24 protein-coding genes are annotated in these 26,253 nt (G+C 71.6%); 7 read left to right on the top strand and 17 right to left on the bottom strand.

From position 1 onward, the window contains the following. From ACZ5GT_RS38835 to ACZ5GT_RS38805, 7 genes are all read left to right on the top strand, one after another. Positions 1–1,400, top strand: a 1,400-nt coding sequence (locus tag ACZ5GT_RS38835; protein ID WP_469036108.1) for an alpha/beta hydrolase, incomplete at its 5' end; no start/stop codon positions are given. Then, positions 1,393–2,691, top strand: coding sequence for an MFS transporter (locus ACZ5GT_RS38830; RefSeq protein ID WP_469036110.1), 1,299 nt, complete (start codon positions 1,393–1,395; stop codon positions 2,689–2,691). The genes ACZ5GT_RS38835 and ACZ5GT_RS38830, both read left to right, overlap by 8 nt. Positions 2,692–2,739: 48 nt before the next feature. After that, positions 2,740–3,003 (top strand): phosphopantetheine-binding protein, encoded by a 264-nt coding sequence (locus tag ACZ5GT_RS38825; protein WP_469036106.1) that lies wholly within the window; start codon positions 2,740–2,742, stop codon positions 3,001–3,003. A 54-nt stretch (positions 3,004–3,057) separates the two neighbouring features. Next, positions 3,058–4,356: an ATP-grasp domain-containing protein gene (locus ACZ5GT_RS38820; protein WP_469036103.1), complete on the top strand. Its 1,299-nt coding sequence runs from the start codon at positions 3,058–3,060 to the stop codon at positions 4,354–4,356. Next, complete coding sequence (locus tag ACZ5GT_RS38815) at positions 4,353–5,837, top strand: AMP-binding protein (protein WP_469036099.1); 1,485 nt, start codon at positions 4,353–4,355, stop codon at positions 5,835–5,837. The genes ACZ5GT_RS38820 and ACZ5GT_RS38815 overlap by 4 nt, the downstream gene beginning before the upstream one ends. Before the next feature lie 224 nt (positions 5,838–6,061). After that, positions 6,062–6,322, top strand: coding sequence for a hypothetical protein (locus ACZ5GT_RS38810; RefSeq protein WP_469036096.1), 261 nt, complete (start codon positions 6,062–6,064; stop codon positions 6,320–6,322). Between the two features lie 266 nt (positions 6,323–6,588). After that, the gene (locus ACZ5GT_RS38805) at positions 6,589–7,611 is read left to right on the top strand and encodes a hypothetical protein (protein ID WP_469036092.1); all 1,023 of its coding nucleotides are present in this window, start codon (positions 6,589–6,591) and stop codon (positions 7,609–7,611) included. Between the two features lie 153 nt (positions 7,612–7,764). Here the strand turns inward: ACZ5GT_RS38805 and ACZ5GT_RS38800 are convergent, their stop codons facing one another. The 17 genes from ACZ5GT_RS38800 to ACZ5GT_RS38720 all read right to left on the bottom strand — a co-directional run. Then, positions 7,765–8,499 (bottom strand): transposase, encoded by a 735-nt coding sequence (locus tag ACZ5GT_RS38800; protein WP_469036090.1) that lies wholly within the window; start codon positions 8,497–8,499, stop codon positions 7,765–7,767. Between the two features lie 960 nt (positions 8,500–9,459). Then, positions 9,460–9,783: an acyl carrier protein gene (locus ACZ5GT_RS38795; RefSeq protein ID WP_398281192.1), complete on the bottom strand. Its 324-nt coding sequence runs from the start codon at positions 9,781–9,783 to the stop codon at positions 9,460–9,462. 507 nt (positions 9,784–10,290) lie between these two features. Further along, positions 10,291–10,527 carry an acyl-CoA carboxylase epsilon subunit gene (locus ACZ5GT_RS38790; protein WP_398281189.1) on the bottom strand — a complete coding sequence of 79 codons (237 nt, stop codon included), beginning with the start codon at positions 10,525–10,527 and terminating at the stop codon, positions 10,291–10,293. Continuing rightward, a complete protein-coding gene (locus tag ACZ5GT_RS38785) occupies positions 10,524–12,143 on the bottom strand; it encodes an acyl-CoA carboxylase subunit beta (protein ID WP_398281186.1) in 1,620 nt (539 codons plus the stop codon). The genes ACZ5GT_RS38790 and ACZ5GT_RS38785 overlap by 4 nt, the downstream gene beginning before the upstream one ends. Positions 12,144–12,171: 28 nt before the next feature. Next, positions 12,172–12,954: a 4'-phosphopantetheinyl transferase family protein gene (locus tag ACZ5GT_RS38780; protein ID WP_469036083.1), complete on the bottom strand. Its 783-nt coding sequence runs from the start codon at positions 12,952–12,954 to the stop codon at positions 12,172–12,174. Continuing rightward, positions 12,951–13,097, bottom strand: coding sequence for a hypothetical protein (locus ACZ5GT_RS38775; protein WP_398281180.1), 147 nt, complete (start codon positions 13,095–13,097; stop codon positions 12,951–12,953). The genes ACZ5GT_RS38780 and ACZ5GT_RS38775 overlap by 4 nt, the downstream gene beginning before the upstream one ends. Before the next feature lie 34 nt (positions 13,098–13,131). Further along, complete coding sequence (locus ACZ5GT_RS38770) at positions 13,132–14,598, bottom strand: MFS transporter (RefSeq protein ID WP_469036078.1); 1,467 nt, start codon at positions 14,596–14,598, stop codon at positions 13,132–13,134. A 4-nt stretch (positions 14,599–14,602) separates the two neighbouring features. Continuing rightward, the gene (locus ACZ5GT_RS38765) at positions 14,603–16,981 is read right to left on the bottom strand and encodes an SDR family oxidoreductase (protein WP_469036074.1); all 2,379 of its coding nucleotides are present in this window, start codon (positions 16,979–16,981) and stop codon (positions 14,603–14,605) included. Between the two features lie 3 nt (positions 16,982–16,984). Next, entirely contained in the window at positions 16,985–17,929 is a 945-nt protein-coding gene (locus tag ACZ5GT_RS38760; RefSeq protein ID WP_398281171.1) for an aromatase/cyclase, read from the bottom strand. 37 nt (positions 17,930–17,966) lie between these two features. Beyond that, positions 17,967–18,752, bottom strand: a complete 786-nt coding sequence (gene fabG / locus ACZ5GT_RS38755; protein ID WP_469036070.1) for a 3-oxoacyl-ACP reductase FabG — start codon at positions 18,750–18,752, stop codon at positions 17,967–17,969. Between the two features lie 151 nt (positions 18,753–18,903). Then, positions 18,904–19,176: an acyl carrier protein gene (locus tag ACZ5GT_RS38750; protein WP_351894915.1), complete on the bottom strand. Its 273-nt coding sequence runs from the start codon at positions 19,174–19,176 to the stop codon at positions 18,904–18,906. A 335-nt stretch (positions 19,177–19,511) separates the two neighbouring features. Beyond that, complete coding sequence (locus tag ACZ5GT_RS38745) at positions 19,512–20,732, bottom strand: ketosynthase chain-length factor (RefSeq protein WP_469036067.1); 1,221 nt, start codon at positions 20,730–20,732, stop codon at positions 19,512–19,514. Next, a complete protein-coding gene (locus tag ACZ5GT_RS38740; RefSeq protein WP_469036066.1) occupies positions 20,729–22,000 on the bottom strand; it encodes a beta-ketoacyl-[acyl-carrier-protein] synthase family protein in 1,272 nt (423 codons plus the stop codon). The genes ACZ5GT_RS38745 and ACZ5GT_RS38740 overlap by 4 nt, the downstream gene beginning before the upstream one ends. Beyond that, positions 21,997–22,326: a TcmI family type II polyketide cyclase gene (locus ACZ5GT_RS38735; RefSeq protein WP_398281159.1), complete on the bottom strand. Its 330-nt coding sequence runs from the start codon at positions 22,324–22,326 to the stop codon at positions 21,997–21,999. Before ACZ5GT_RS38735 ends, ACZ5GT_RS38740 begins: the two co-directional genes overlap by 4 nt. A gap of 47 nt (positions 22,327–22,373) precedes the next feature. Further along, a complete protein-coding gene (locus tag ACZ5GT_RS38730) occupies positions 22,374–23,840 on the bottom strand; it encodes an FAD-dependent monooxygenase (RefSeq protein ID WP_398281156.1) in 1,467 nt (488 codons plus the stop codon). Between the two features lie 56 nt (positions 23,841–23,896). Beyond that, positions 23,897–24,877 (bottom strand): hypothetical protein, encoded by a 981-nt coding sequence (locus ACZ5GT_RS38725; protein WP_398281153.1) that lies wholly within the window; start codon positions 24,875–24,877, stop codon positions 23,897–23,899. Positions 24,878–24,882: 5 nt separating this feature from the next. Then, positions 24,883–26,253 (bottom strand): ATP-binding protein (locus tag ACZ5GT_RS38720; RefSeq protein WP_469036062.1); only part of this gene is annotated, 1,371 nt, incomplete at its 5' end.

Genomic DNA, 26,253 nt, shown 5'->3' with positions numbered 1-26,253 from the left:
CCGCGGACGGCCGACTCGAACACCTCGGACGCACCGACCACCAGATCAAGATCCGCGGCATGCGCATCGAACCCGGCGAAATCGAAACCCGGCTGGTGGGCCACGAAGCGGTCACCGAGGCCGTCGTCGTCGCCCGGGAGGACACCCCGGGGGAGCCGCGCCTGATCGGCTACCTCGTGGCCGCCCCGGGTGGTCGGCCGACCGTCGGCGAGTTGCGCTCCTGGCTGGAGCCGGCCCTGCCGGAGCACATGGTGCCCTCCGCGTTCGTCGTCCTGCCCACGCTCCCCCGCACCCCCAACGGCAAGGTGGACCGCGCGGCGCTGCCCGCGGTCGGTGCCGAACGGCCCCACCTGGAGGCCGCGTTCATCGCCCCGCGGTCTCCGTGGGAGCAGGTGGTGGCCGCCGTGTGGGCCGACGTCCTCGATGTCGACGGGATCGGCCTGGACGACGACTTCTTCGACCTCGGCGGCCACTCCCTGCTGGCCGCCCACGTCATCGCCCGGATGCGTTCCCGGCACGGCGTCACCCTGCCCCTGCGTTCGCTGTTCGGCGCGCCCACGGTGCGGGAGTTCGCCGGCCTCATCGACCGTCCCGAGCCGGGACGGCAGAGCGCGCACGGTCTGGTCGACCTCACGTCGAGCACGGCACCGCAGACCCTGTTCTGCGTCCACGAGGGCACCGGCAGCATCACCGGCTACTACGAGATGGCCCGCATGCTCCGCGACGAACTCGCGGTCACCGGTATCGAGTTCGACGAGTCCCTGGTCGACTCCGGCGCCCCCGACCCGCTCGCGGCCATGGCCTCGGCCTATGTGCGGCTGGTCACCGAGCGCCGGCCGAAGGGACCGTATCTGCTGTGCGGCTGGTCGATGGGCGGCGTCATCGCCTACGAGATAGCCGCGCAGTTGCACCGCGCCGGCCACGAGGTCGCCTGGGTCGGGCTCGTCGACTCCGTGGTGGCCGCCCCCGAGACGGCCAACCGGGACCGCGTCGACCGGCTGCTGGAGGAACTCCTGGACATGTCCGGCAGGATCCCCGAGCAGGAATGGGCCGACCGGGCGCCGGGCCTGCTGGCCGGGCACATGCGCCAACTGGACCTGCGCGAGGAGCAGATCGGCCTCGGCAAGGACGCACTGGAGAAACGCCTGCGGCGCAACCGCTTCTTCCGCGAGGCCAAACGCACCTACCGGCCGGTCCCCGCCGACGTGCCGCTGCACGTCCTCAGGGCCGAGAACGGCAACTGGGACCGGTCCTGGTTCGACGCCTGGCGTGACTACGCGCCGCGGACCGCGTTCACCGAGGTGCCCGGCACTCACCTCTCCGTCATGGAACGCCCGCACCTGGAGCGGGTCGTCGGCTGGCTGCGCGACACTCTGGAGGCAGGCCGTGACGATGCCTGAGGACCTGGACACGGAAGCCGACTCGGGCGCCGCCGCGCCGGCCTCGCCGGCCGAGCAGGCCGTGGTGCCGCTGAGCCGCAACCGTGACTTCACCCTGCTGTGGATCAGCCAGCTCGCGTCCGTCCTCGGCAACCGCATGGCGTACGTCGCCTACCCGTTGCTGGTTCTGTCCCTGACCGGCTCGCCCGTCATGGCCGGCCTCATCGGCACGGTGCGCGCCGCACCGCAGTGGATCCTGGGCCTGCCTGCCGGGCTCATCGCCGACCGGGTCGACCGCAAGCGGCTCATGCTGACCTGCGACCTGGTCTGTCTCATCGCGCTGACCACCCTCGTCGTCGGCCTGGCCGCCGACCTGCTGACCTACCCCCAGGTGGTCGTCGTGGCCCTGGTTGAGGGCTCTGCCGCGGTGCTGTTCTCCCCGGCCGAGGTCTCCGCCCTGCGGCACGTCGTCCCCGCGTCACAGGTACGGGCGGCCACCGCGCGCAACGAGAGTCGCGAGTATGGCGCCATGCTCGCCGGGCCTTCCCTCGGCGGCGCCCTGTTCGCCGTCTCGCGCTTCCTGCCGTTCCTCGGCGACGCCCTGTCCTACCTCGTCTCCTTCCTCACCGTCTCGGCGATCCGGACGCCGTTCCGTTCCGCACCGGCCCGCGGGAAGCGGACAGAGGGCATCATCCGGGGAATCGGAGTGGGCCTGTCATGGCTGGTGCGCCAGCGGTTCCTGCGCGCCAGCGTCCTGATGGTGGCGGCGAGCAACATGGTCGGCAACGCCATGCCGACGCTGCTCATCGTCACCGCGCACGCACACGGCAGCTCGCCGGCTCTCGTCGGCGCCGTGCTCACCCTCTCCGGCGCGGGCGGCCTGATCGGCTCGGTCGTGGCCTCGTGGGCGGCGGACCGGGTGTCGGCGACGACGGTCGTCCTCGGCTTCCCATGGGTGTGGGCGGCACTGCTGCCCCTGCTGTTCCTGCCCGGCGGCGTCGTCGTGATGGGGGTCGTCTTCGGCCTGATGCTGGCTGTCGCGCCGCTGTGGAACTCCGTGATCTCCACGTACCGCATCGTCCTCGTGCCCGACGGACTCCAGGGGCGGGTGGACAGCGCCTGCCGGTTCTTCACCCAGTCCGTCAGCCTGCTCAGCCCCCTCGTGGCCGGCGTGCTGCTGGAGTACGCCGGCACCACCACGACGATCGTGTCGATGCTGGCCTGGATGGTGCTGCTCGGCCTCGTCGGCCTCGTCATGCCCGTTCTGCGCAACCCCCCGCCGCTGCCCGGCGAGGACGCCGCCACTGCCTGACCCCGACCGTCACGCCCCCGCCCCCTGCGGGCCGACCGAGGAGATCCCATGAGCGAACGCCATTCGGCATCCGGCGGATCCGTCGACGACACAGTCCTGCGCGTGTGGACCGAGGTGCTGAAGGCCGAGCCGGACGGGCCAGCCACCCATTTCTTCGACTTCGGCGGGCACTCGCTGGCCGCGATGCGCGCCGTCACCCGGCTGCGTCGCGAACTGTCCGTCCCCGTCCCCACCCGCCTGATCTTCGACCACCCCGTGCTGTCCGACTTCACCGCGCAGGTGCGCGCCCTCGTCGAGACCGCCGCCCAGTAGCCGTCCGTCCCGCGCTGCCGACCGGCACTGCAACCCACCGGCGAAGGAGCAGACATGACCACGATTGCCGTGACTTACGACTACGGTTCCGTCAACGTGGCCGAGATCGCGATGGGCCTCGGCCACCTGGGCGACCTCGTCTTCGTCGGCGAGGACTCCCCGCACACCACGCCGTTGATCCCGCTCCTGCGGGACCTGGGCGAAGTCGTCCGCCTCGACCGTGGGTTCGACGAAGCGGCCGACCGGCTGGCCGTTCTCGCCCCGGACGCCATCGTGAGCTACAGCGACGCGATGCTGCCGGTCACCGCCCGGCTCGCCGAACGTCTCGGCCTGCCGTACCACAGTGTCGGGACCGCGTCCCTGCTCACCGACAAGTCCCGCCAGCGGCAGCGGCTGCGCGAGACCGGAGTGGAGGACGTGCGCACCGCCGCCCTGACCACGCCCACGGACTGGGCGGCCGCCGTCGCCGCCGTCGGACTGCCCGCCGTTCTCAAACCCGTGCACGGCCAGGGCAGCCGTGACGCCCACCTGGTCACCGACGCGGACGCCGGACGCGCTCTGTTCACCGCACTCATCGGCTCCGCGCAGCCGGCCGGGGCGCCCGCGTTCGTCCTGGAGGAGTACCTCGTCGGCCGGCCCAGCGATCCCTTCGGCGACTACGTCTCCGTCGAGACCGTCTGCACCCCCTCCGGCCGCGTCCCCCTCGCCGTTTCCGGCAAGCTCCCCCAGCTCACGCCTTTCCGGGAGACCGGCCAGGTGTGGCCGTCGCCGCTGCCGAAGGAGGAGATCCAGCAGATCGAGGACCTGGTCGACCGCGCGCTGGACGCCCTGGGTGTGACCACCGGCATCACCCACACGGAGGTCAAGCTGACCGCCGACGGCCCCCGTATCGTCGAGGTGAACGGGCGGCTCGGCGGCCGCATCAACGAGATGTGCCGGCGGGCGCTCGGCTTCGACTGCGTGGAGTTGTCCGGCCGCCTCGCCCTGGGGCTCACCGCCTGGACGCCGCCGCCGCCCCCGCGCGGCTTCCACTTCCAGTACATCCCGCCGGCCCCCGTCGAGGAATTCACCCTGGAGGAGGTGCACGGCATCGATGCGGTCCGGGCGTTGCCCGGTGTGGTCGCCTACCGTCCCACGGTGGAGCCCGGGGAGCACTGGCCGACCAGCGTCATGACCCGCCCCCTCGACACAGTCACCGGAGCCGGCGGCAGTTTCGAGGAGGTCTTCGCGACCATGGAACGCGCCCGCCGCCTGCTGAGCTACACCTTCACCTTCGCCGGTGGCACCCGCACGCTCACGGCGGCCGAACTGGAACACCTGCCGGTCACCGTCCCCGGCGGGGAGGCACGGTGACCGGCCTCATCCACCACGCCGTCGCCAGGCAGGCCGCGCTGCGTCCCGGCGCCACCGCTGTGATCCACGGCTCCGCCCGTATCGGCTACGGCCCCCTGGACGCCGCCGCCCGCGCCCACGCGGCCCGGCTCGCCCGGCTCGGCGTCGGGCCCGGGCACATCGTCCCCGTGGTGCTGCCGCGGGGGATCCGGCTGCTGACCGCGCTGCTCGCGGTGCTGCACACCGGCGCCGCGTACTGCGCCCTCGACCACCGCTGGCCGCCTGCTCACCTGGCCTCCCTGGCCGGCCGGCTGGGCGCGCCGCTCGTCGTGACCGACGAACCCGCAGGCTGGCCGGTCCCGGCCTGGACGCTGCCGGACGATCCAGGTCCGGTCCCTGACGCGGCGCCGGCCGCCGCCCCGCCGGGAGCAGGCGACGCTCCGGCGACGGTGTTCTTCACGTCCGGCACCACCGGACGGCCCAAGGCGGTGGTCTCCCCGCACCGCGCCGCACTGCGGCTCTTCGGCGCCCCGACGTTCGCGGACTTCGGCCCCGGCCACGCCATGCCGCAGGCGGCGCCGGTGCCGTGGGACGCGTTCACGCTGGAGGTGTGGGGGATGCTCACCACCGGCGGCACCTGCGTCGTCCCCGAGGACGACCACCTGCTGCCCGACGACCTGCGGGACCTCGCCGAACGGTGCGGCGTGGACCAACTGTGGCTCACCTCCTCGCTGTTCAACCTGTTCGTCGATGAGGATCCCGACGCCTTCGGCGGGCTGCGCCGCGTGATCACCGGCGGCGAGCGGCTGTCGCCCGAGCATGTGGCGCGCTTCCTCGACCGGCATCCCGACATCGCGCTCGTCAACGGCTACGGCCCGGTGGAGAGTTGCGTGTTCGCCACCACCCACACCGTCTCCCGCGTCGACTGCGCGCTGCCGGACGGGATCCCGCTCGGCCGGCCGGTCCGCGGCACCGGAGTCCTGGTGCTGGACGGGGACGAGCCGGTGCCGCCGGGCACGATCGGCGAGATCTGCCTGACCGGCGCCGGGCTCGCCCTGGGCTATTTCGGCGAGGATCCGGCCTCGGCGAACTTCACCACCCACCGGCAGGACGGCCGGTCCGTCCCGCTCTACCGTACCGGCGACCTGGGCGTCCTCGACCCGGACGGCGTGCTGCACTACCGGGGCCGGGCCGATCGCCAGGTGAAGATCGCCGGCCACCGCGTGGAGCCCGCCGAGATCGAGACCACGGCGCGTGGGCTGCCTGGCGTCCGGGACTGCGCCGTGCTGCCGTTGACCGGCGACGACGGCGGATTCGACCGGCTCGCCCTCTTCTACACCGCCCGACCCGGCGCCGCTCCGCCCGAGGCCGTGCGCACCGCCCTCGCCGCCCGTCTCCCGCGCCACCTCGTCCCGGCGGTGATCACACCGCTGCCTTCCCTGCCGCGCACCCCGCAAGGCAAGCTCGACCGTCGTGCGCTGCTGTCTGCGGCAGGTGGTTGACAGAACCGGCGCGGGGCCGCGTCCGCTCACCGCCCGACTCGATGGCGCGGGGGGGGGGGGGGGGGGTGGGCCGCCCCCCCCCCCCCCCCGAGCCACGTCCCAAGGGCCTGTCTGGTGCCGTATGCCCCTGGTCCCCCGGACGTCCCGGGTGACGGCCGGCGTACGGCGGCGGCACCTACCTCGACACCAACGGCGTCTCCACCAAGAGCGGCGCCAAGTACAAGGTGTCGGCCACGAAGACCAAGGACCGCGGCCCCGGCACCGCGAAGTGGCACATCTTCGGCAAGACGTCCTCGCCCGCCGACGGCCACATCCGCACCGACGACATCGTGCACCTGCTCGACGACTACCAGTCCGCCAACGGCGGCTTCCTCGACACCAACGGCGCCGCCAACCAGTCCGGCGCCAAGTACGACGTCGTCACCAGCCACTACACCGACCGCGGCACCGGCACCGGCTCCTGGAAGGTGCTGCCGTCCAGCTGACCCGCCCCGGGCCTGCCGCCCGTGCGTGAAGCAGGCGCATGGGCGGCAACCCTCGCCCCGGGGGCGATGCGTTCGGAGTGCGTTCACTGTGAACGCACCAACGCACGTTCATGCCTGCTCTCGTCCGGGATGACGGACGGTCACGCGCTCCCCTGCCACGTCAGGCATGTTCCTCGGCGGGCGGAGCATCGTTCATATGATCGCTCACGGCAACCGGCGTAGGGCGCCCTGAGTCGTTCGGAGACGGCTGTCCTAAGGTCACGTGCATGTCGAGGACCACACCGCCGCGCCCGCTCGATGTCGAGGCGCTGTTCCCGGAGCTGGCGGCCTACCGGGGCACCACCACCCGGCTCCACCCGCGCCCCGGCCGACCGGACGCAGCGACCAGTTCCGTGGGCGGTCCGCTGCTGTGGCCGATGGACGAACCCTGGCCGGTGTGCACCGAGCCGCACAGCCACGCGCGTGGCCGACGCCCGGCGGACATCCACCGCAAGCGGCGGATCCTGGCTTCCGCATGGCTCCGTGAACCGAACCCCGGTCCCACGGACGAGGAACGGCAGACGCTGCGGGAGCTGGGCCGGGAACACTGCGTCCCAGATCCCGCTGCGAACGGTGCACTGCCACTGATCGGTCTCGCGCAGCTCTACCGGAGGGACATCCCCGACCTGCCGGCCGGACCGGACGACTGCGATCTGCTCCAGGTGTTCTGGTGCCCCTTCGACGCACACGGCCCGACCGGCTACGGCATGCTGTTGGACCTGCGCTGGCGCCGGTCGTGGGAGGTCACCGCGGTGCTGGAGTCACCGCCGCAGCCGCAGGTGGTCGGCTCCGAGGGATACGTGCCGGAGCCGTGCGTGCTGCATCCGGAGCAGGTGGCCACCTACCCGTTCGCCGGCCTCCTCCCAGACGACCTGCGCGCCCGGATCGATGCCTGGGAGGCCGCGCTGGAGGAACAGTCGACGGGTGAGGATGCCGCAGCGCCGGTGGGCTATCAGTACGACCTGTCCATCCCACCGGGCTGGCGCGTCGGCGGTTTCGCCTCCTGGCACACCACCGACCCCTCCCCCATGAACTGCCGGACCTGCTCGGCGCCGATGCACCTGCTGCTGACCGTCGACAGCTCGGAATGGGACGGCGGCAGCGGCAGCTGGAAGCCGCTGGAAGAACAGGGCCTCGCCACCCACCAGTCCGCTGAGCCGACCGAGGTCACCGTGGGGCGCTGGGGCCAGCTCAACGTCTTCGCCTGCCCGAGGGAACCCGGCCACCCGCACCGCTGGAGCATCCAGTAGGCCGCTCGGTCAGGACCTGTACAGCCGCCGAGGAGACATGTCGGCGCATGGGCCGTCCGGCAACGAACCGGCCGTCAGGCGGGCAAGCCACCACCCGCAAAGCAGCAGGCAGCCGCCGGTCGGCGGCTGCCTGCCGCCGAGACGTGAGGACCGCTAGCCGGCCCAGACGCCGGAGTTGTACGCGTCCGAGGCGAAGTGGAACTGGAACTGGGTGCCGTCCTTGACACCGGTGGCCACCACGGTCCACTGACCTGCCGGTGCGTACTTGTAGGAGTTGCACGTACTGCCCCCCGACGTCGGGTAGAAGCACACCTCCACATAGGCGGACTGGTTGGGCTTGATGTTGATGTCGGCGCAGTTGCTCGTCGTGGTGAGTCGGCCTGTGGTCGGGTACCACCTGGCACCTGTCGGTTTCGTGTACGACTTCGCGCTGCCGTAGCAGGACGTGACTGCGGCCCGGGTGGCCGCTGTCCTGGGGGCTGCGACCGGCACCGATCCGTGGATCGCCCGCGCCCGGCGCGCGCTGCGCGGGACCCGGCTGCCGCTGCTGTCCGGGCATCCGGCGACCCGGCCGCGACGGGCCACCGCGGATTCAAGGGCTCTGACCGCGAGGCCGGACTGCATCCGGGCGTCGATGGAACAGCCCACGATGCGGCCGGAGTACACGTCCTTGACGGCACACAGATACAGCTTGCCCTCACCGGTTGCGTGCTCGGTGATGTCCGTCAGCCACAAGCGGTTCGGCCCGGCTGCGGTGAAGTCCCGCCGCACCAGATCATCATGGACGGGCGGCCCGGCCTTGGCGTTCTTCCCACGGCCTCTGCGCTTGCCGAAGGCGCTCCACCACTCGTTGTCCCGGCATATCCGCCAGGCAGTCCGCTCGGCCATCGACTCACGGCGGCCCAGGCCTCGTCGAGAAGGAAGCGGTGACCGAACTCGGGATCGTCGCGATGCGCGTCGAAGAGGGCGTTGGCCCGGTATGTCTCGGCGAGCTCGGCGTCGGTGACCGGTGAGGCCAGCAACCGGTAGCAGGGCTGGCGAGCCGGCCCGAGCACCCGGCACGTAACCGCCACCGGCACCCGGTGAGGGGCACCGGCGGCGGCCGGCTCGCGGACGAGCGGGTACATCGTTTTGCCGGCAGGTTCGCCTGCGACAGATACGCCGCGGCCCTCCGCAGGACCTCGTTCTCCTGCTCCAGCAGCCGGATCCGCTTGCGGGCCTCGCGCAGCTCGGCCGACTCACCCGACGCCGTCGCGGGCCTGGCGCCTCGTCGCTGTCGGCGCGGCGCAGCCGCTTCGACAGCCTGATCGGGTGGAGGCCGAAGCCGACGGCGATCTGTTCCAGCGTGACGCCGGGCTCACGGTTGCGCGCGCCCCGCACGACGTCCTCGCGGAACTCCTTCGGATACGGCTTGGGCGCTGCAACATCCTTCCAGGGCGCCTCTCAGCGAGCCGGTTCAGGTGTCACATATCCGTGCAGCAGTCCCTACCGAGCCGCGGTGCTTCGGCTGGTGCAGCAGCCCGTCGACCGGTGAGCCGCCTGGTGGGGTTCCACAGCAGGCTGGTCTCACCGGTGCCGGGTTCGCCCAGCACGAGTTCCACGCGGGGCGCCCTGTGCGCTCGGGCCAGGCCGGTGAGCAGTCTTCGGGCGAGGCCGCTCCTGTCAGCCCCGGGTGATGCGGAGCTGGCTTCGTCTCCTGCTGGTCGGGGAGGCGGCTCCAGTCCCGGGCTTCTTCCTCCATGGCCTGCTCGGGCGGGCGGCCTTGGCGAGGGAGTGGGCGTCGGTGGCCTTCGGCGGGCGCGGGCTCGAAGGCCTTGTGCAGGCCGGCGGGCCGCAGAGGCGGGAGGGTCAGCAGGAGCCGGAAGGGCTGGTCCGGTCGATCAGCTCGCTGAGCGTGACGGCCAGTTCTCCGACCGACTGTTCCCGGAGAAAGTGGTGGGCCGGAACAGGGATCCGGAGTGCTGACTGCAGTCGGCGCTGGAGGGCCAGCGCGGTCAGTGAGTCGATTCCCTGAGTGCGCAGCGGCCGGGTCAGGGAGATCCGGTGGGCCGGCGGGATGTCGAGGCACTTCGCGAGATCGCGGCAGAGGAACCTCTCGAAGATCTGCAGGCGGGCGTCACGCTGCAGCTGGCGCAGTGTCGCGAGATCGAGGGTGGCTGGTTCTCCTGACATGGTCTCATCCTTTCGTCCAACTTGGGGGTTCGGCTGCGAGGGGCGGGCCGGGAACTGTGCAGGGCGCGGGGCCGGGGCCCGGGGGCGGTCCGGCCCGTCCGGCCGGACCGGTGCAACCGCCGGCGGTGCAGCCGCCGGACGTCCGGGGTCCGCACCGCCTCGCCCTCGGTGCAGCCGCCGGTGCCGAAACAGCCCCCGGGCCGGGACTGGCGTGGGGCAGTTGCGAGGCGGACACGGGCAGCGGGTACGGGCGACGTGCGGTCGGAGGGGAACGCGGTGGTCTCGCGGAGTCCCCTCGACCGTGCCGTCGGTGAGTTCCGGCCGGCAGTCCTCGGTGAGGATCGTGCGGGGTCGGGTGTCGTCGGAGTGGTGGCCGTCCGGTGCGTCGAGCAGGGTGCCGTGCCGGTCGGTCCGCTCGGAGATCCCGGCCCGGTCAGCGAGGAGCCGGACCTGTGTGCGCAGAGCGCCCGGGGCCGGAGGGTGAGCCGGGCGCCTGCCCTTGCGCGGTCACCCCGGGCGGCCGCCGGTGATACGCCAGCCGCGGGGGTCATGGTGGTGCGGGATGCGTTCCGGGCGGCGCCAGACGGCGGTGGGCCGCTGGTCCTGCAGTCCGGGGCCCGCCGCGGCGAGCGCGGCGGCGCGGGCGAGGAGCACGGCGGTCAGCGCGGCGATGTCGGCGGGGCCGGCCTGGCCCTTCACGACACGGATGACGAGGCTGCCGTCCGCGCTGTCGGTGCCGCTCACTGCGGCGGGTTGCCGTGCTTGCGGGACGGCAGGTCGGCCTGTTTGCTGCGCAGCATGGCGAGCGAGCGGATGAGCGCGCGACGGGTGTCGCGCGGGTCGATGACGTCGTCGATGAGACCGCGTTCGGCCGCGTAGTAGGGGTGCATCAGCTCTGCCTGGTATTCCTTGATCTTCTGTGCGCGGACGGCCTCCGGGCAGTCCGCGGCAGCGATCTCGCGGCGGAAGATGACGTTGGCCGCGCCTTCGGCTCCCATCACGGCGATCTCGTTGGACGGCCATGCCAGGGCCAGATCGGTGCCGATGGAGCGGGAGTCCATCACGATGTACGCGCCGCCGTATGCCTTGCGGAGCACGAGGGAGATCCGCGGCACGGTGGCGTTGCAGTACGCGTAGAGGAGTTTCGCGCCGCGCCGGATGATCCCGTTGTGTTCCTGGTCCACACCCGGCAGGAAACCGGGAACGTCGATCAGCGTGACCAGGGGAATGTTGAAGGCGTCACAGAACTGGACGAACCTGGCGGCTTTCTCACTGGCGTCGATGTCGAGGACACCGGCGAAGGACGCGGGCTGGTTGGCGACGACACCGACGACCTCGCCGTCGAGACGGGCCAGCGCACAGACCATGTTGGTCGCCCAGCCGGGGTGGACCTCGAAGTAGTCGCCGTCGTCGACGATCTCCTCGATGACGGCGCGTATGTCGTAGACCCGGCTGGGGTCGTCGGGAACGAGTTCCAGCAACCGGTCGGTACGCCGGTCGGCCGGATCCGACCCGAAGGCCCTGGGCGGGAGGTCACGGTTGTTCGACGGCAGCAGGGACAGCAGGTGACGCACGTCCTCCATACAGGAGCGCACGTCGTCGTAGGCGAAGTGGGCGACGCCGGAGGTGGTGGCGTGCACGTCCGCGCCGCCGAGGTCGTTCTGGGTGATCTCCTCTCCCGTGACGGCCTTGACCACGTCAGGGCCGGTGATGAACATCTGGGAGATGTCGCGGACCATGAAGACGAAGTCGGTGAGCGCCGGCGAGTAGGCGGCACCGCCCGCACACGGTCCGAGCATCACACTGATCTGCGGGATGACTCCCGATGCCCGGGTGTTGCGCTGGAAGATCCCGCCGTAACCGGCGAGCGCGGAGACGCCTTCCTGGATACGGGCGCCCGCACCGTCGTTGAGCGAGACCAGGGGCGCGCCTGCGGCCATGGCCATGTCCATGATCTTGTGGATCTTCTGCGCGTGGGCCTCGCCGAGAGCACCGCCGAAGATACGGAAGTCGTGTGCGTACACGAAGACGGTACGGCCGTGGACCGTGCCCCAGCCGGTGATCACACCGTCGGTGTAGGGGCGTTTCCTCTCCAGTCCGAAGCCGGTGGCGCGGTGGCGGCGCAACATTTCGACCTCGGTGAACGAGCCCTCGTCGAGGAGCAGTTCGATCCGCTCGTGAGCGGTGAGCTTGCCCTTGGCGTGCTGGCGTTCGGTGGCGAGTGGATCGCCGTGCCGGGCGGCCTGTTTGATCAGGCCGAGTTCCTCGATACGGTCGGCAGCGCTCCACTGGCCGCGGTACTCGCGGTCACGCAGTCTGGGCCGGTCGATCACCTGATCGACTTCCTGTTCGATCGACATTGCTGTATCACGCTCCCCAGTCGGATGCTCAAGTGGTCGTGCCGTCGGCGTCGAGATCCACCGTCGCGCCGGGGTACAGCGCGGAGGTGGGCAGTCGGCGCAGGGTGAGCCGGTCGGGCGGTGCGCCGAGCACGGCGACGGCCGCGTGGTGCCGGGGGCCGGACTGCAGGTCGAGCACGGTCCAGCCGGCCGGCCGGCGGCGCGGGTCGGAACCCAGGTAGTCCTGAGCGGGTTCACGGGACAGGCCGGTGCCCAGTGCCTTGAGGTAGGCCTCCTTGCGGGTCCAGGTCCGGCCGAAGGCCGTGCGGCGTTCCTCGGTGTCCAGGTCCGCCAATTCCGCCTGTTCCTGCGGGTGCAGCGACGGAGTGCACAACTCGACGGTGTCGGCCCGTGGCAGCCGTTGGACGTCGATGCCGGTGACCTTGTGGGAGACGGCGACGGCGGCCATGCCGTGGCTGTGTGCCAGGGAGAAGTGCAGGGGCGGGTCGGGGTGGGCGACGGCCGGCCGGCCGTGCGGTCCGGCGCAGCCGGGGCAGGGCTCCCGCACGAACGGTACGTCGCGCGGGGGCAGTCCCAGGTAGGCGCCGAGCAGGCGGCGCAGCGCGACGTGTGCGCAGGCGTACGTCGCCGCGTCTGCGAGGCGTACGAAGGAGGCGGTGCGGCGGCGTTCGGTGTCGCTGAGGTCGGAGAGGTCCAGCAGTTCGGCGACGGTCTTCAGCCGGGGGCGGCGCACCAGCCATATGTCGAGCTGCCCGGGCAGGGGCAGCCGCGGGGTCAGGGACCTTTCAGGGGTGAGCAGTTTCCCGGTCACGTGGTGCTCGCGGCGTGGTGGGGGTCGGGGTGGTGGTGTCCGGTGCGCTGGTGCGGGCTGTTCCCGGACTGGTGGTCCGGGTGTGCCGGGACCGGCCGGGCTGTCGGTCCCGGCGGGACCCGGGCCTTCGTTGTCTGGTCCATGATCGTGCCCCCTCGTGGGGTGGGAGGACGGACGTCAGGTGCGTGGTGCGGACCGGGCGGCACGGGTGGCGGCGGCTGATGTCAAGCCGGTGAGGCCGACGAGCAGTCCGAGCCCTCCGAGTGCGGCCACCAGGGTCAGGGCAGCCCGGCAGGCGCCGATCGCCGCAGCCGGCCCGGCGCCGGTGTCCGAGCCGGCGAGCAGCGCGGCGACCACGGCGACCACGACGACCGCGGCCAGTTGCACGGCCGTCTGGTAGAGCCCGCTGCCCGCACCGCGGTCGGCGGGCTCGAGTTCGCAGGTCGCTTGCATGTTCAGCGCGGCGAAGGACAGGACGAATCCCGCTCCCACCAGCAGCAGCGTCGGCAGCAGCCGGCCTGGGTAGTCGAGCGGCCAGGAGGGGCGTAGTTGCAGCAGGTAGCCGGCGAAGGCGCAGGCGGCGCCGGCCGCGATGAGGCGGGGCGCGCCGAACCGGGCGACCAGGCGCCCGGAGGCGAGTGCGGTGAGTGCCGGGGGCGCGGCGGCCGGCACGAGTGCCAGCGCCGTTTTCAGTGGTGACCAGCCGGCGACGGTCTGCATCTGGTGGGTGAGCACGAAGAGCAGGCCGAGGTAGGAGCCGTTGAGGCAGGCCGCGCCGAGCGCCGAGCGCCGGAGGGCCCGGCTGTGCAGCGGCCGGGTGCGCAGCAGCGGCTCGGCCGCGGTGCGTTCCACCGCCCAGAACACTCCCAGCAGCACCACCGCCACGGCCAGGGATCCTGTGGCCCGCAGGTCGTCCCAGCCTCGCCCGGGCAGCGCGGCGATGCCGTTGACGAGGGCCAGGAGCGCGCTGGCGAAGGTGACGGCGCCCGCGATGTCGTAGTGGCGAGTGGCGGTGGCGGGCGCGCCGCCCGCTGCGCCGTCCTGTGCGGGGATGAGGCGCAGCCCGAAGGCGAAGAGCAGCAGGACGACCGGGGCAGGGAAGGTGAAGGCCAGACGCCAGGTGTAGGTGGTCAGCCAGCCGGACAGGAGCAGGCCCGCGGTGAAGCCGCCGGCGCCGAAGAGGGCGTAGACGGACAGCGCCCGGGTGCGGGCGCGTCCTTCCGGGAAGGCGGTGGAGATGATGGCGAGCCCGGTGGGTGCCGTCAGGGCCGCGCAGAATCCCTTGACCAGGCGGGTGGCGAGCAGCAGCCCCGGTTCCTGGGCGAGCGCGCTGAGGACGGAGGCCGCGGCGAAGCAGCAGAGCGCCGCGAGGTAGACCCGGCGGCGCCCCAGAAGGCTCACCACTCGCGCGCCGAAGAGCATCAGTCCGCCGAAGCCGACGGCGAAGCCCGTCATCGCCCACTGGACTTCGGTCAGCGGCAGCGCGAGGTCCGTGGCGATCGAGGGCAGCGCCACGACCGCCACGGACACTTCGAGTGCGTCGATGAGCATGTTGCCGGCGAGGACGATCAGCAGCCCCCACAGCCGGAGGCTCCACCGTCCCTCCCCGGTGTCCGCCGCGGGCGGCGGAAGGGTCCTGGTCACGGTGTCATCCCAGGAGGGTGCCGCCGCTGGCGTCGACGAAGGAGCCGGTGATCCAGCGGGCGTCGTCGGACACGAGGAAGGCGATGACGTCGGCGACGTCCTGGGGTTCTCCGACCCGGTTGAACGCGGACAGCGCGGCCATGGCCTCGACGGCCTCGGGGATGTCGAACAGCGGGTTGCCGTTGCGGGTGATCCCGGGAGCGACGCTGTTGACGGTGATGCCCCGCGGGCCGAGCGCCTTGGCGAAGTGCAGGGCGAGCTGCTCGACGGCGCCCTTGCTCATGGCGTAGGCGATCTCGTCGGGGTTGGCGAACCGGGTCAGTCCGGAGGAGATGTTCACGATCCGCCCGCCGTCGGGCATGATCGCCAGGGCTCGCTGGATGATGAAGAACGGTGCCCTGGCGTTCACGGCGAAGATCCGGTCGAACTGTTCCGGTGTGGTGTCCTGCGGCTTGACCCCGCCCATCACACCGGCGTTGTTGACCAGGATGTTCAGCTCGGTGGAGCCGGTGCGTTCCTTCAGGCCCTGCTCCAGCGCGAGGAACAGCTCGTGCACGTCACCGGGCGTGCCGAGTTCGGCCTGTACGGCGAACGCCCGCCCGCCGTCCTTCTCGATCTCGGCGACGACCTCGGCCGCCGCGTCCTGGCTCGTGCCGTAGTGCACGGCGACGAGCGCGCCGTCGCGGGCCAGCCGGCCCGCGGTGGCCCGGCCCATGCCCCGGCTGGCGCCCGTGACGAGCGCGGTCTTTCCGGTCAGGTTGCCCATGTGCCCTCTCCTGCCCTTGTGTGTGCTGACATTGCGTGTGCCGGCATTGCATGTGCCGGTGGGTGTGCTGGTGCCGGGTGTGCCGGTAATGGGTGTGCCGGATGGCCGGTCGGTGTGCGTGCGTGCCGGGCGCCCGGCCGGCGTGCCGGGGACGAACCAGCGGGCGAGCGCCGCCTGCAGGCCGTCCGGGGACCCGCCCGCCCAGGCGACGTAACCGTCGGGGCGTACCAGGACGGCGGGGTGGCCGCTCAGGGGGCCGCTGCCGCCGACGTGTGCCGTCACGGTGTCGACGGCAGCGGACCAGGACCGCGCGGACTGGACCAGGCGTGCACGCAGTTCCTCGTCGGGGGTGGTCACGAGCAGCAGTCCCCGTGCGGCGCGCAGCAGCCGGAGGGTGGTCGTGCCCGAGTCGAGCCGTACCTCGGGCAGCCGTGCCCCCACCGGCTCCGGTTCGTCCGCGGGCCCGTAGCGCACGTCCAGTCCGCTGATCATCCCGGCCAGATGCGCCCGGACCTGCTCGTAGGAGATCAGTTCCCCGATCACGGAGCGCAGCGCCTCCACCTCGGGCCCGCCGAGCAGCAGCCGGGCCTGCGCGCGGATGTTGGACAGCACCCGGCGTCCGATCTCGTGCCGTTCGTCGTGGTAGGTGTCCAGCAGGCCCTCGGGAGCGCGCCCGCGTACCGTCGCGGCGAGTTTCCAGCCGAGGTTGACCGCGTCCTGCAGGCCGAGGTTGAGCGCCTGGCCACCGATCGGCATCTGCTGGTGGGCGGCGTCCCCGGCGAGCAGTACCCGCCGGTCGCGGTAGCGCGCGGCCTGCCGGGAGGCGTCACCGAAGGAGTTGACCCACAGCGGGGTGCCGCCGGAGATGTCTTCCCCGGTGACATCACGCCAGGCTGTGACGATGTCCGTGAAGTCGGCCTCACCGGCGCGTGGCGGCGTGCCGAACCGGTGGACCATCACCCGGGTGACACCGTCCCCGCGGCGGGCGGCGATCGCCAGACCGTTCGGCAGCCGTTGGAACCGCCGGCCGGGGATGTCGATGCCTTCCACGTCAGCGCGGATCAGTTCCCGTTCGGCGTCGTTGCCGGGGAAATCGACAGCCGCGAGCCGTCGTACGGCCGACTTCTCGCCGTCACAGCCGACGACGTACGAACCGGTGAACCTCACGTGCCGTCCGGCGTGCTCGGCGACGACCTCCACACGGTCCGGATGCTGTGTCAGGGACACGACCGTGTGACCGCGCAGCACCCTCGCCCCGAGCCGGGCCGCCCAGGCGCCGAGGATCTCCTCGGTGTCCACCTGCGGCACCTTCCACTGCCCCGGGTAGGAACCGGGCAGTGTGAGGTCCATCGGAAGGCCGCCGAAGTGTCCCCTGGGTTCTTGCGGCGGCAGGGGGTCACCGAAGCCGGCCGGGCCCTCGATCAGACCGCGCTGCTCGAAGATCTCCATGGTCCGTGCGTGCAGCGTGGACGCCCGTGACTCCGTCGTCGGGGCGTCCAGCTGTTCCAGCACGGTCACATCGGCGCCGCCGAGCCGCAGTTCACCGGCGAGCATCAGCCCGACGGGTCCGGCACCGACCACGACGACGTGCGTATCGACAGCGTCGGCGCCGGCCATGGGTCAGCGCCTCGCTTCGGCGTAGGCCTTGGCGTGGCCCAGGGTGGCGCGGCTGTTGGTGCTCAGTGCGGTGCGCACGTATTCCCGGGCCTCGGCCACGCCTGCCTCGGGCCCGAGGATCTTCTGGATGTTCTCGGGGCGCAGTACGACGGTGTGCTGCGACGAGGCGAGGCTGCCGGTCTCCGTCTCGCGGAACGTCCAGTAGCCGGTGTGCAGGTTCATCAGGGCCGGCAGGGTGGTCTGCTTGTAGGCGATCTTCCGGCCTTCCAGGCAGACGCGGTAGGACTTGGTGGTGTGGGTGGAGCCGTCCTTGGCGCGGGTGTCCATCTCCAGGGTCTGCAGGCCGGGAGTGTCCTCGGTGAGCCGTACGGTCGCCACGTGCGGCAGCCGTTCGGACCACAGGCCGGCGTCGTTGACGAAGTCGTAGCAGTCCTTGGCGGAGCCGTCGACCTCGACGGTGTCCTCGAAGGAGAAGGTGAGTTCCTCCGACGCGGCGGCGAACTCGACGTTGGTCTTCAGGGCCGCGAGTTCCGAGCGGGAGTTGCGGTCCACGGCCTCCTCGATCCAGGCCAGGCCCGCAGGGTCGTCGTCGACGGCCGTGTAGTCGTGCAGCAGCCGGACCGACGACGTCTGTCCGTCGAGCGGCTCGATGATCCAGGTGCCGCCCATGGTCGCGACCGGCGGGGTGGAGACCTGCTGGCGGAAGGTGATCGTGAGGGCCTCGGGGTCCAGGACACGGCGGGAGGTCCAGTTCTTGGCCTCGCCGTTGGCGGTCGCCCAGATCCGGATCAGTTCCTCGTTGCCGGAGCGCTCCAGGTGGTCGACGTAGATGGTCGGCGGGAATATCCGCGGCCAGTTCGCGACGTCCGCGATCAGCCGGTAGACCTCGGCGGCCGGAGCGGAAATCGTGATCTGGTGCTCGACTTCCCGCAGCTCGGATGGGGACATGTGTGAACTCCTCGGAGGGTGTGCGGTGGCGGCGGGGTCAGAAGTTGCCCAGGCCGCCGCAGACGTTGAGGGCCTGAGCGGTGATGGAGGCGGCGGTGTCGGAGGCGAGGTAACCGACGAGGCCGGCGACTTCCTCGGGCGTGGAGTAGCGGCCGAGGGGGATCTTCGCCGTGAACTTGTCGAGGATGGCGTCCTCGGTGGTGTCGTAGGCGGCGGCGTACCCGGCGCGGACGCGCTGGGCCATCGGGGTCTCGACGTAGCCGGGGCAGACCGCGTTGACGGTGATGCCGGTGGGGGCGAGTTCGTTGCCCAGGGCCTTGGTGAAGCCGACGACTCCGTGCTTGGAAGCGGAGTAGGGGGCGCCGAGGACCACGCCCTGCTTGCCGGCGGTGGAAGCGATGTTGATGATCCTGCCGCGGTTCTTGTGACGCATGCCGCCGGTGTTCAAGACAGCGCGGGTGAGACGGAACACGCTGTTGAGGTTGGTCTCGACGACGTCGTACCAGAGATCGTCCTCGATGTCGGCGGTGACACCGCCACCGGACCGGCCGGCGTTGTTGACCAGCACGTCGACGGTGTCGTAGCGGTCCACGGCGGCCTTGACGAAGGTCTCGATCGACGGTGCCGAGCGGACGTCGAGGACGCCGCCGTCGACGTCCAGGCCCTGGGCGCGCAGTTCCTTGACGGTCCGGGCGACGTTCTCGGCGTCGCGAGCGCCGATGAAGACCCGGTGGCCCTGCTGGGCCAGCAGTTGCGCGACCGCGAGGCCGATGCCGCTGGTGGCCCCGGAGACGAGGGCGACCCGCTGGTGCTTGTCGGACATGTCTGGTGCTCCCTTGTAGGCGCTTGTGGTCGTGTGTCTGCTGCTGGGCAGGGGTGTGCCCCGGTCCGGGGGGCCGCCGGTACCCGGCCCAGGGGGGCGGGTACCGGCGGCCGGTGTGTGTGAGAGAGAGGGGGTGGTGCGGTGGCGCGGGTCAGGCCGCGTTGGCGGTCTCGGCGAGCTGGGCGTTGACCAGGTCCAGCAGAGCGCGGGGGGTCTTGGCCTCGGTCACCACGCTGTCGTCGAGCGAGATGCCGTAGTCGCGCTCGATCCGGCCGCAGGTTTCCAGGATGGCCAGCGACTCGTAGCTGAGCTGCTCGAATTCGGTGTCGAGGATGTCACCGTCGAGATCGACGCTTTCGTCGACCCCGGCGGCCTCCAGGAGGATCCGCTTGAGGTCGTCGAGGGTGAAGGGCTGGGTGGCCACAGGTAGTTCCTTTCTCTTCTGGGAATTTCGGGGCCCGGACACGCCCCCGGGAAGGGCCGGAGGACGTTCACACCGGGCACCCGGACACGGGCGCAGGCACGGGCACGGGCGCAGGCACAGGCACAGGCACAGGAGAGACGAGTGGACCGGTCGGACAGACACATCCGGTGCTGACCGGTCCGGGCAGCGGACGCACGGGGCGCCGGTCCCGGCTCACGCCCTGGCTGGAGGCCGTGACCGGCCGCGTCCTGCGGCCGGCCCGTGCAGGCAACGCCGCCGGAGACGGGCCGTGGACTGCGGCCGGCCGGGCGTCCACCGGGCGGGTGCCGGGCGGGTCAGGCCGAGCGGACGACGAGGGCCGAGTTGAAACCGGCGTGGCCGCGGGCCAGGACCAGAGCGGTACGCACCTCCATGGCGCGCGGCTCGCCGGTGAGCAGGTCGAGGCCGTAGGCCTGGTCGGGGTCGACGTTGGTGGTGGCCGGGACGACACCGTCCCGGATGGCGAGCAGCGCCGTCGCCACGTCGAGCGGGGCGGCACCCGAGTAGAGCCGGCCGGTCATCGTCTTGGGCGCGGTGACGAGCACGCCACGCGGCCCGAACACGTCGTTGAGCGCCTCGGCCTCGATCCGGTCGAGGTCGGGCACGGCCGCCGCGTCGGCGAAGACGACGTCGATGTCGCCGGCGTCCACCTCCGCGTCGGCCAGGGCGAGTTCGATCGCCTTGCGCAGTCCGGGCGGGCGCCCGCTGCCGGGCGCTGGGTCGAAGGTCGCACCGTAGCCGGCGATCTCGCCGTACACCCGTGCGTCCCGGCGGGCCGCTGCCTCCTGCGACTCCAGGATGAGGATGGCGCCGCCCTCACCCGGTACGTGGCCGGCCGCGGCGGCGTCGAAGGGCAGGTAGGCCCGGTCGGGCTCCTCCGACGTGGCCAGCCGGCCGCCGGCCAGCTGCGCCACCCAGCCCCACGGGCAGATCGAGGCGTCGATCGACCCGGAGACGATGAGCTGGGTTCCCTTGCGGATCTGACGGCGGGCGTGAGCCAGCGCGTCCAGTCCGCCGGCCTGGTCGGAGACGACCACACCGCTGGGGCCCTTCATGCCGTTGCGGATGGAGACCTGGCCGCTGTTGACGGCGTAGAACCAGGCGAAGGACTGGTAGGCGGAGACGTACTGGCTGCCCCGGCTCCACAGTTTCTGCAGCTCGCCCTGGCCGAACTCGAAGCCGCCCGAGGAACTGGCGGTGACCACGCCCATGTCGTAGGCGGGCAGTTCGGCGGGCACCACACCCGCATCGGCCAGCGCCCAGTCGGTGGCCACCAGGGCGAGGCGGGTCATGTGGTCGGTCTGGGCGAGCAGCCGGCTCGGCAGATGGTCGGCGGCGGTGAATCCGGGGACCTGCCCGGCCAGCTTGGCCGGGTAGCCGGACGGGTCGAAACGGGTGATACGGGCGATGCCGTTCTTGCCTGAGCGGCAACCCGCCCAGTAGTCCGCCGTGCCCAGGCCGTTGGGAGCGGCGATGCCGATCCCCGTCACCACCGTCCGCGCAGTGGCCGTGCTCATGCCGCGCTCCTCTCCGGTCGGGCGAGCACCATCGCGCTCTGGAAGCCCCCGAACCCGCTGCCGACCGTCAGCACCGCGTCGGTGCGGTGCTCGCGTGCCGTCAGCGGCACGTAGTCCAGGTCGCACTCGGGGTCGGGCGTGTGCAGGTTCGCCGTCGGAGGCACCACGCCGTGCTCCATGGCGAGGACCGACGCGGCGATCTCGATCGAGCCGATCGCACCGAGCGAGTGCCCCACCATCGACTTGATGGAGGACACCGGAGTCCGGTAGGCGTGATCGCCCAGGCTCTTCTTGAACGCGGCGGTCTCGTGCCGGTCGTTCTGCTTCGTTCCGGAGCCGTGCGCGTTGATGTAGTCGATGTCCTCGGGGTTGAGGCGGGCCTCGCCCAGCGCGACCGTGATGGCCTCGGCCATCTCCAGGCCGTCCGGACGCAGCCCCGTCATGTGGAAGGCGTTGCAGCGCGAGGCGTAGCCGGCGATCTCCGCGTAGATGTGCGCGCCGCGCTTCTTCGCGGCCTCGAGCTCCTCCAGTACGAACACCGCGGAGCCCTCGCCGAGCACGAAGCCGTTGCGGGTGCCGTCGAAGGGCCGCGAGGCGTGCTCGGGGTCGTCGTTGCGCGGGGTGGTGGCCTTGATCGCGTCGAAGCAGGCCAGGGTGATCGGCGAGATCGGGGCGTCGGTGGCGCCGGCCACCATGGCGCACGCCGAGCCCTCACGGATCAGTTCCACCGCGTGCCCGACCGAGTCCAGGCCGGAGGTGCAGCCGGTGGAGACCACCGTCGTGGCGCCCTCGGCGCCCACCGACCACGCCACCTCGGCGGCGAAGGAGCTGGGCACCAGGTAGTTGTACAGGTGCGGGACGGCGTAGGTGTGGTCCACCAGGTCGAGCCGGCCGCCGTCGCTGACGACCCGGTATTCCTGGTCGAGTCCCATGGTCGCGCCGACCGCGCTGCCGATGGTGACACCGACCCGGTACGGATCCGCGCCGGACAGATCGAGGCCGCTGTCCGCGAGTGCCTCGCGGGCGCTGATCACCGCCAGCTGCGCCGCCCGGTCCATCCGGCGGATCTCCTGGGGGCTCAGGCCGTGCTCTTCCGGATCGAAGTCGATCTCGGCGGCGACCCGGGACCGGAAGGAAGACGGGTCGAAGAAGGTGATGCCGCGGGTGGCGGTGCGGCCCTCACTGAGCAGGTTCCAGAAGTTCTTCGTGCCCACACCACCGGGAGCGCTGACGCCGACTCCGGTGATGACCACTCGCCTGGCGCTCACGCCCGGCCCTCCCAGTCGTAGAAACGCGTGGCGACCGCGTCCGCCGGAGAGCGCCACGTCGCCGGGTCATAGGCCTGTATGAACGGCTTGAGGTCCTCGCTGATCTGCACGAAGCGCGGGTCGGTCTTGGCCGCCTCGATCAGCTGGCCGCCGTTGTCGGTGTCGAAGTCCTGCAGGTGGAAGTAGAGCCCCCGGTAGGCGAAGAGCTGACGCCGCCGGGTGCCCATCAGGTGCGGCATCTCGGTGTTGTCGAACTCCTTGAACAGGCGGGCCACTTCGTGGCTGCTGCCCGGGTCCATCCGGGCGACGATCAACGTGCTGTGCATGGTCTCTCCTTCGGGCCAGGGGCCGCAGGGGGGTGGGGTCGGTGGGGTCAGCGGGCCGGGCCGAACCAGCGGTCGAGGGACATCGGGAGATCGGCGTAACTGCCCGGAGCGGCCCAGGCCACATAGCCGTCGGGACGGACCAGCACAGCGGTGGTGCCCTGCAGGACGCTGTCCTCGGGCAGGTCAGGGGCCGCCGCGACGATGTCGATCCGGTCCAGCCAGGGCCAGGCACGGTCGTGCAGTCGGTCGTTGCCGGTGAAGTCCAGCAGCACACCCCGCCCGGCGTGCAGCGCTTCGGTGCTGGAAGACACCAGCTTGTGACCCTTCAGCTTCACATTGGGCAGCCGTCGGCCGAGCAGCGGGTGCGATCCGCCGTCAAGGTCGTAGCGGATCTCCAGGCCGGAGACCATCGCCGCGAAGTGCCGGCTGACCTCGGGGTAGCGGATCAGCTCGCCGAGCACGTCACGCAACGGCTGGACCTCGGGCCCGGACAGGAACAGCAGGCCTTGGGCACGGGTGTTCATCAGCAGGCGCTGTCCCACCGGGTGCCGCTCGGCGTGATACGTGTCGAGCAGCGACTCCGGGGCCCGCCCGCGGATCACGGCGCCCAGCTTCCAGCCGAGGTTCACCGAGTCCTGGATACTGGTGTTCATGCCCTGGCCGCCGGCGGGGAGGTGGATGTGGGCGGAGTCACCCGCGAGGAACACCCGGCCCCGCCGGTATTCGGTGACCTGGCGGGTGGCATCACCGAACGACGACACCCACACCGGTTCGGCGTGTGAGATGTCGTCACCGGTCAGCCGCTGCCAGGCCGCCGCGACCTCGTCCCAGGCGGGGGGCTTGTCGCGCCGCTGCGGCGGGGTACCGCGCTCACAGACGATCAGCCGGGTGACACCACCGGGCAGCGGGCCGACCATCACCATGCCGCCGGGAAGGGTCTCACCGATCATGCGGGGCTGCAGCTCGATCCCACGGACGTCGGCGAGGAACATCTCCAAGGTCGCGGCCGTACCCGGGAAATCGAAACCGAGCGTCTTACGGATCGTCGAACGGCCACCGTCACAGCCGACCAGGTACTCGGCGCGCAGGTGCTGCACACCGTGGGGGCCGCGCACCTCGACCTCGACGCTGTCCTCCTTCTCCTTGACCGACAGAACCTCGTGGCGGCGCCGGATGTCCGCGCCCAGCTGCGTGGACCACTCCTCCAGCACGGTCTCGGTGACCGACTGCGGAATGCTCTTGGCAGCCTGGTGCGCCCCGTCGAGGACACCGAAGTCCACGGGCAGGCCCCCGAAATGGCCCACGTTGCTGACTTCGATGTCCCCGAAACGCGGGAGCAGTCCGCGCTGGTCGAATATCTCCATGGTGCGGGCGGTGAAGCCGAGACCGCGGGACTCGCCGGTACGGGCGGGCAGCTTCTCCAGGACGATGACGTTCACGCCCGCGAGCCGCAGCTCGCCCGCGAGCATCATGCCGGCCGGTCCGGCGCCCACAACGATGACTTGTGCGTCCATGACACTCCTCGGGAACAACCCGCCCTCCGGGCGGGGAAGAACGGGTCAGAGGCAGATCAGAGGTTCAGCCGCCCGATGGCCTGGTTGGCCACGTGGGCGGCCGCCGCGTGCCGCGGGTCGGGCGCGAGCGCCTCGTGCCGGACGGCGACCTCGGCGAGCTTGATGGTGTGTTCGTCACCGACCTGGACGGCTTGTGCGAAGACCTCCTGCACGCCGGGGGCCTCCGGCAGCACCGCCGCCGGGGACGGCGTGGCGTGGAACCAGTCGAGCATCGTGCGGCTGACCGCCCGCGCGACCAGGTAGGAGGGCCAGCGCTGCTCGGGCGGCAGGTGCTCGGCCACCAGGCGTACGGCGGCAGGCCCGGTGACCGCGTGGATCAGCGGAATGGGGTGGTGCTGGGAGACGGTGGCGTAGATCCCGGCGTACTCGGCGACCAGATCGTCAAGTGCCCGCACGGCCGGGTCGCGGCCGTCGCCTCCCTCGGCGGCCGTCTCCGGTCCCGGCTGCGCGCCTGCGTCCGCCGTGCCCGCCCGGACGCCGCCGGCCGAGTAGCGTGAGGCCCAGTAACCCAGCCCCTGCGCCAGCTCGCCCAGCTGGCGGCGGTTGTCACCGTCGGCGGCCGCCACCGCGCGGACCGCGTGCGCGGTGCGGATCACGCCGTGCGTCAGCATCCCCGACATGCCGGGCAGCAACCGCGGCCACCAGCGAGCGAGGACCTCGGTCCATGGTTCCCCGGTCAGCTCCCGCTCGAAGAGAGCCGTCCAGTCGGCGACCCGAGAGAAGTCCCCGAGCGCCGCTTTCCAGTCCTGCGGGTCGGCCGGGTCGATGGTCCACCGGCGCTCGGGCACGTCGTGGTAGCGGTACTTGCGCAGATTCCGCTCGACCCAGCCCGGGACCTCGTCGGCGTACCCCATGTGGGCCAGGGCCTCGGCGGCCATCGGGGCATGGTTGACGAAACTCCGGCCGTGCTCGAAGCCCACCGGACGCAACCGCTCGAGTGCCTCGTTGACGGCGTCCGTGTAGGTGAGTGATGCCACGTCGATCAGTCCTTGATGTCACAGACCGCGGCACCGGAGGAGAGGGCCTGACCCGCCTCGGCGGCGAGCGCGGTCACGGTGCCGGACTTGTGGGCGTTGAGGGGCTGTTCCATCTTCATCGCCTCCAGGACCACGACCAGGTCACCCTCCTCGACTTCCTGGCCTTCCTCGACGGCGACCTTGACGATGGTGCCCTGCATGGGGGAGGCGAGGGTGTCGCCGGAGGCGACGGGGCCGGATTTCTTCGCCGCGCGGCGTTTGGGTTTGGCGCCGGCGGCGAGGCCGGTGCGGGCCAGGGACATGCCGAGCGAGGCGGGGAGGGAGACCTCCAGGCGCTTGCCGCCGACCTCGACGACGACCGTCTCACGGCCGGCGTCCTCCTCCGCCTCGGTGTCGGCGGGGGCGGCGAATGGCTTGATGTCGTTGACGAACTCGGTCTCGATCCAGCGGGTGTGGACGGTGAACGGGTCGGTGGAGCCGGTCAGTTCCGGGGCGAAGGCGGGGTCGCGGACCACGGCGCGGTGGAACGGGATCGCGGTGGCCATGCCCTCGACGGTGAACTCGTCCAGGGCGCGGGCGGCGCGCTGGAGGGCCTCGGCGCGGGTGCGGCCGGTGACGACGAGTTTGGCGAGCAGGGAGTCCCAGGCGGGGCCGATGACGCTGCCGGACTCCACGCCCGCGTCCAGCCGCACGCCCGGGCCCGACGGCGGCGTGAACGTCGTCACCGTGCCGGGGGCGGGCAGGAAGCCGCGGCCGGGGTCCTCGCCGTTGATGCGGAACTCGAAGGAGTGGCCGCGCAGCGGCGGGTCGTCGTAGCCGAGCGGTTCGCCGTCGGCGATGCGGAACATCTCGCGGACCAGGTCGATGCCGGCGACTTCCTCGGTGACCGGGTGTTCGACCTGCAGGCGGGTGTTGACCTCCAGGAAGGAGATCGTGCCGTCCTGGCCGACGAGGAACTCACACGTGCCGGCGCCCTCGTAGTGGGCTTCCTTGAGGATGGCCTTGGAGGCCCGGTACAGCTCGGCGACCTGGGTCTCGGACAGGAACGGGGCGGGGGCTTCCTCCACCAGCTTCTGGTGGCGGCGCTGCAGGGAGCAGTCACGGGTGGAGACCACGACGACGTTGCCGTGCTTGTCGGCCAGGCACTGCGTCTCCACGTGGCGGGGGCGGTCGAGGTAGCGCTCGACGAAGCACTCGCCGCGGCCGAACGCGGCCACCGCCTCACGCACCGCCGAGTCGTACAGCTCCGGCACTTCTTCGAGGGTGCGGGCGACCTTCAGACCGCGGCCGCCGCCGCCGAAGGCGGCCTTGATCGCGATGGGCAGGCCGTGCTCGCGGGCGAAGGCGACGACCTCCTCCGCACCCGAGACCGGGTC

It is taken from the genome of Streptomyces sp. NPDC031340 (assembly GCF_055569945.1).
The sequence above is the reverse complement of the archived record's forward strand: the minus strand, read 5'-3'. Positions and strand labels throughout refer to the sequence as shown.

Bases quoted from the DNA above. Each gene is read 5' to 3' on its own strand.
- ACZ5GT_RS38830 (WP_469036110.1), top strand. From the start codon at position 1,393: ATGCCTGAGGACCTGGACACGGAAGCCGACTCGGGCGCCGCCGCGCCG.
- ACZ5GT_RS38825 (WP_469036106.1), top strand. From the start codon at position 2,740: ATGAGCGAACGCCATTCGGCATCCGGCGGATCCGTCGACGACACAGTC.
- ACZ5GT_RS38820 (WP_469036103.1), top strand. From the start codon at position 3,058: ATGACCACGATTGCCGTGACTTACGACTACGGTTCCGTCAACGTGGCC.
- ACZ5GT_RS38805 (WP_469036092.1), top strand. From the start codon at position 6,589: ATGTCGAGGACCACACCGCCGCGCCCGCTCGATGTCGAGGCGCTGTTC.
- ACZ5GT_RS38800 (WP_469036090.1), bottom strand. From the start codon at position 8,499: ATGGCCGAGCGGACTGCCTGGCGGATATGCCGGGACAACGAGTGGTGG.
- ACZ5GT_RS38795 (WP_398281192.1), bottom strand. From the start codon at position 9,783: ATGTCAGGAGAACCAGCCACCCTCGATCTCGCGACACTGCGCCAGCTG.
- ACZ5GT_RS38785 (WP_398281186.1), bottom strand. From the start codon at position 12,143: ATGTCGATCGAACAGGAAGTCGATCAGGTGATCGACCGGCCCAGACTG.
- ACZ5GT_RS38775 (WP_398281180.1), bottom strand. From the start codon at position 13,097: ATGGACCAGACAACGAAGGCCCGGGTCCCGCCGGGACCGACAGCCCGG.
- ACZ5GT_RS38765 (WP_469036074.1), bottom strand. From the start codon at position 16,981: ATGGCCGGCGCCGACGCTGTCGATACGCACGTCGTCGTGGTCGGTGCC.
- ACZ5GT_RS38760 (WP_398281171.1), bottom strand. From the start codon at position 17,929: ATGTCCCCATCCGAGCTGCGGGAAGTCGAGCACCAGATCACGATTTCC.
- fabG (WP_469036070.1), bottom strand. From the start codon at position 18,752: ATGTCCGACAAGCACCAGCGGGTCGCCCTCGTCTCCGGGGCCACCAGC.
- ACZ5GT_RS38745 (WP_469036067.1), bottom strand. From the start codon at position 20,732: ATGAGCACGGCCACTGCGCGGACGGTGGTGACGGGGATCGGCATCGCC.
- ACZ5GT_RS38735 (WP_398281159.1), bottom strand. From the start codon at position 22,326: ATGCACAGCACGTTGATCGTCGCCCGGATGGACCCGGGCAGCAGCCAC.
- ACZ5GT_RS38730 (WP_398281156.1), bottom strand. From the start codon at position 23,840: ATGGACGCACAAGTCATCGTTGTGGGCGCCGGACCGGCCGGCATGATG.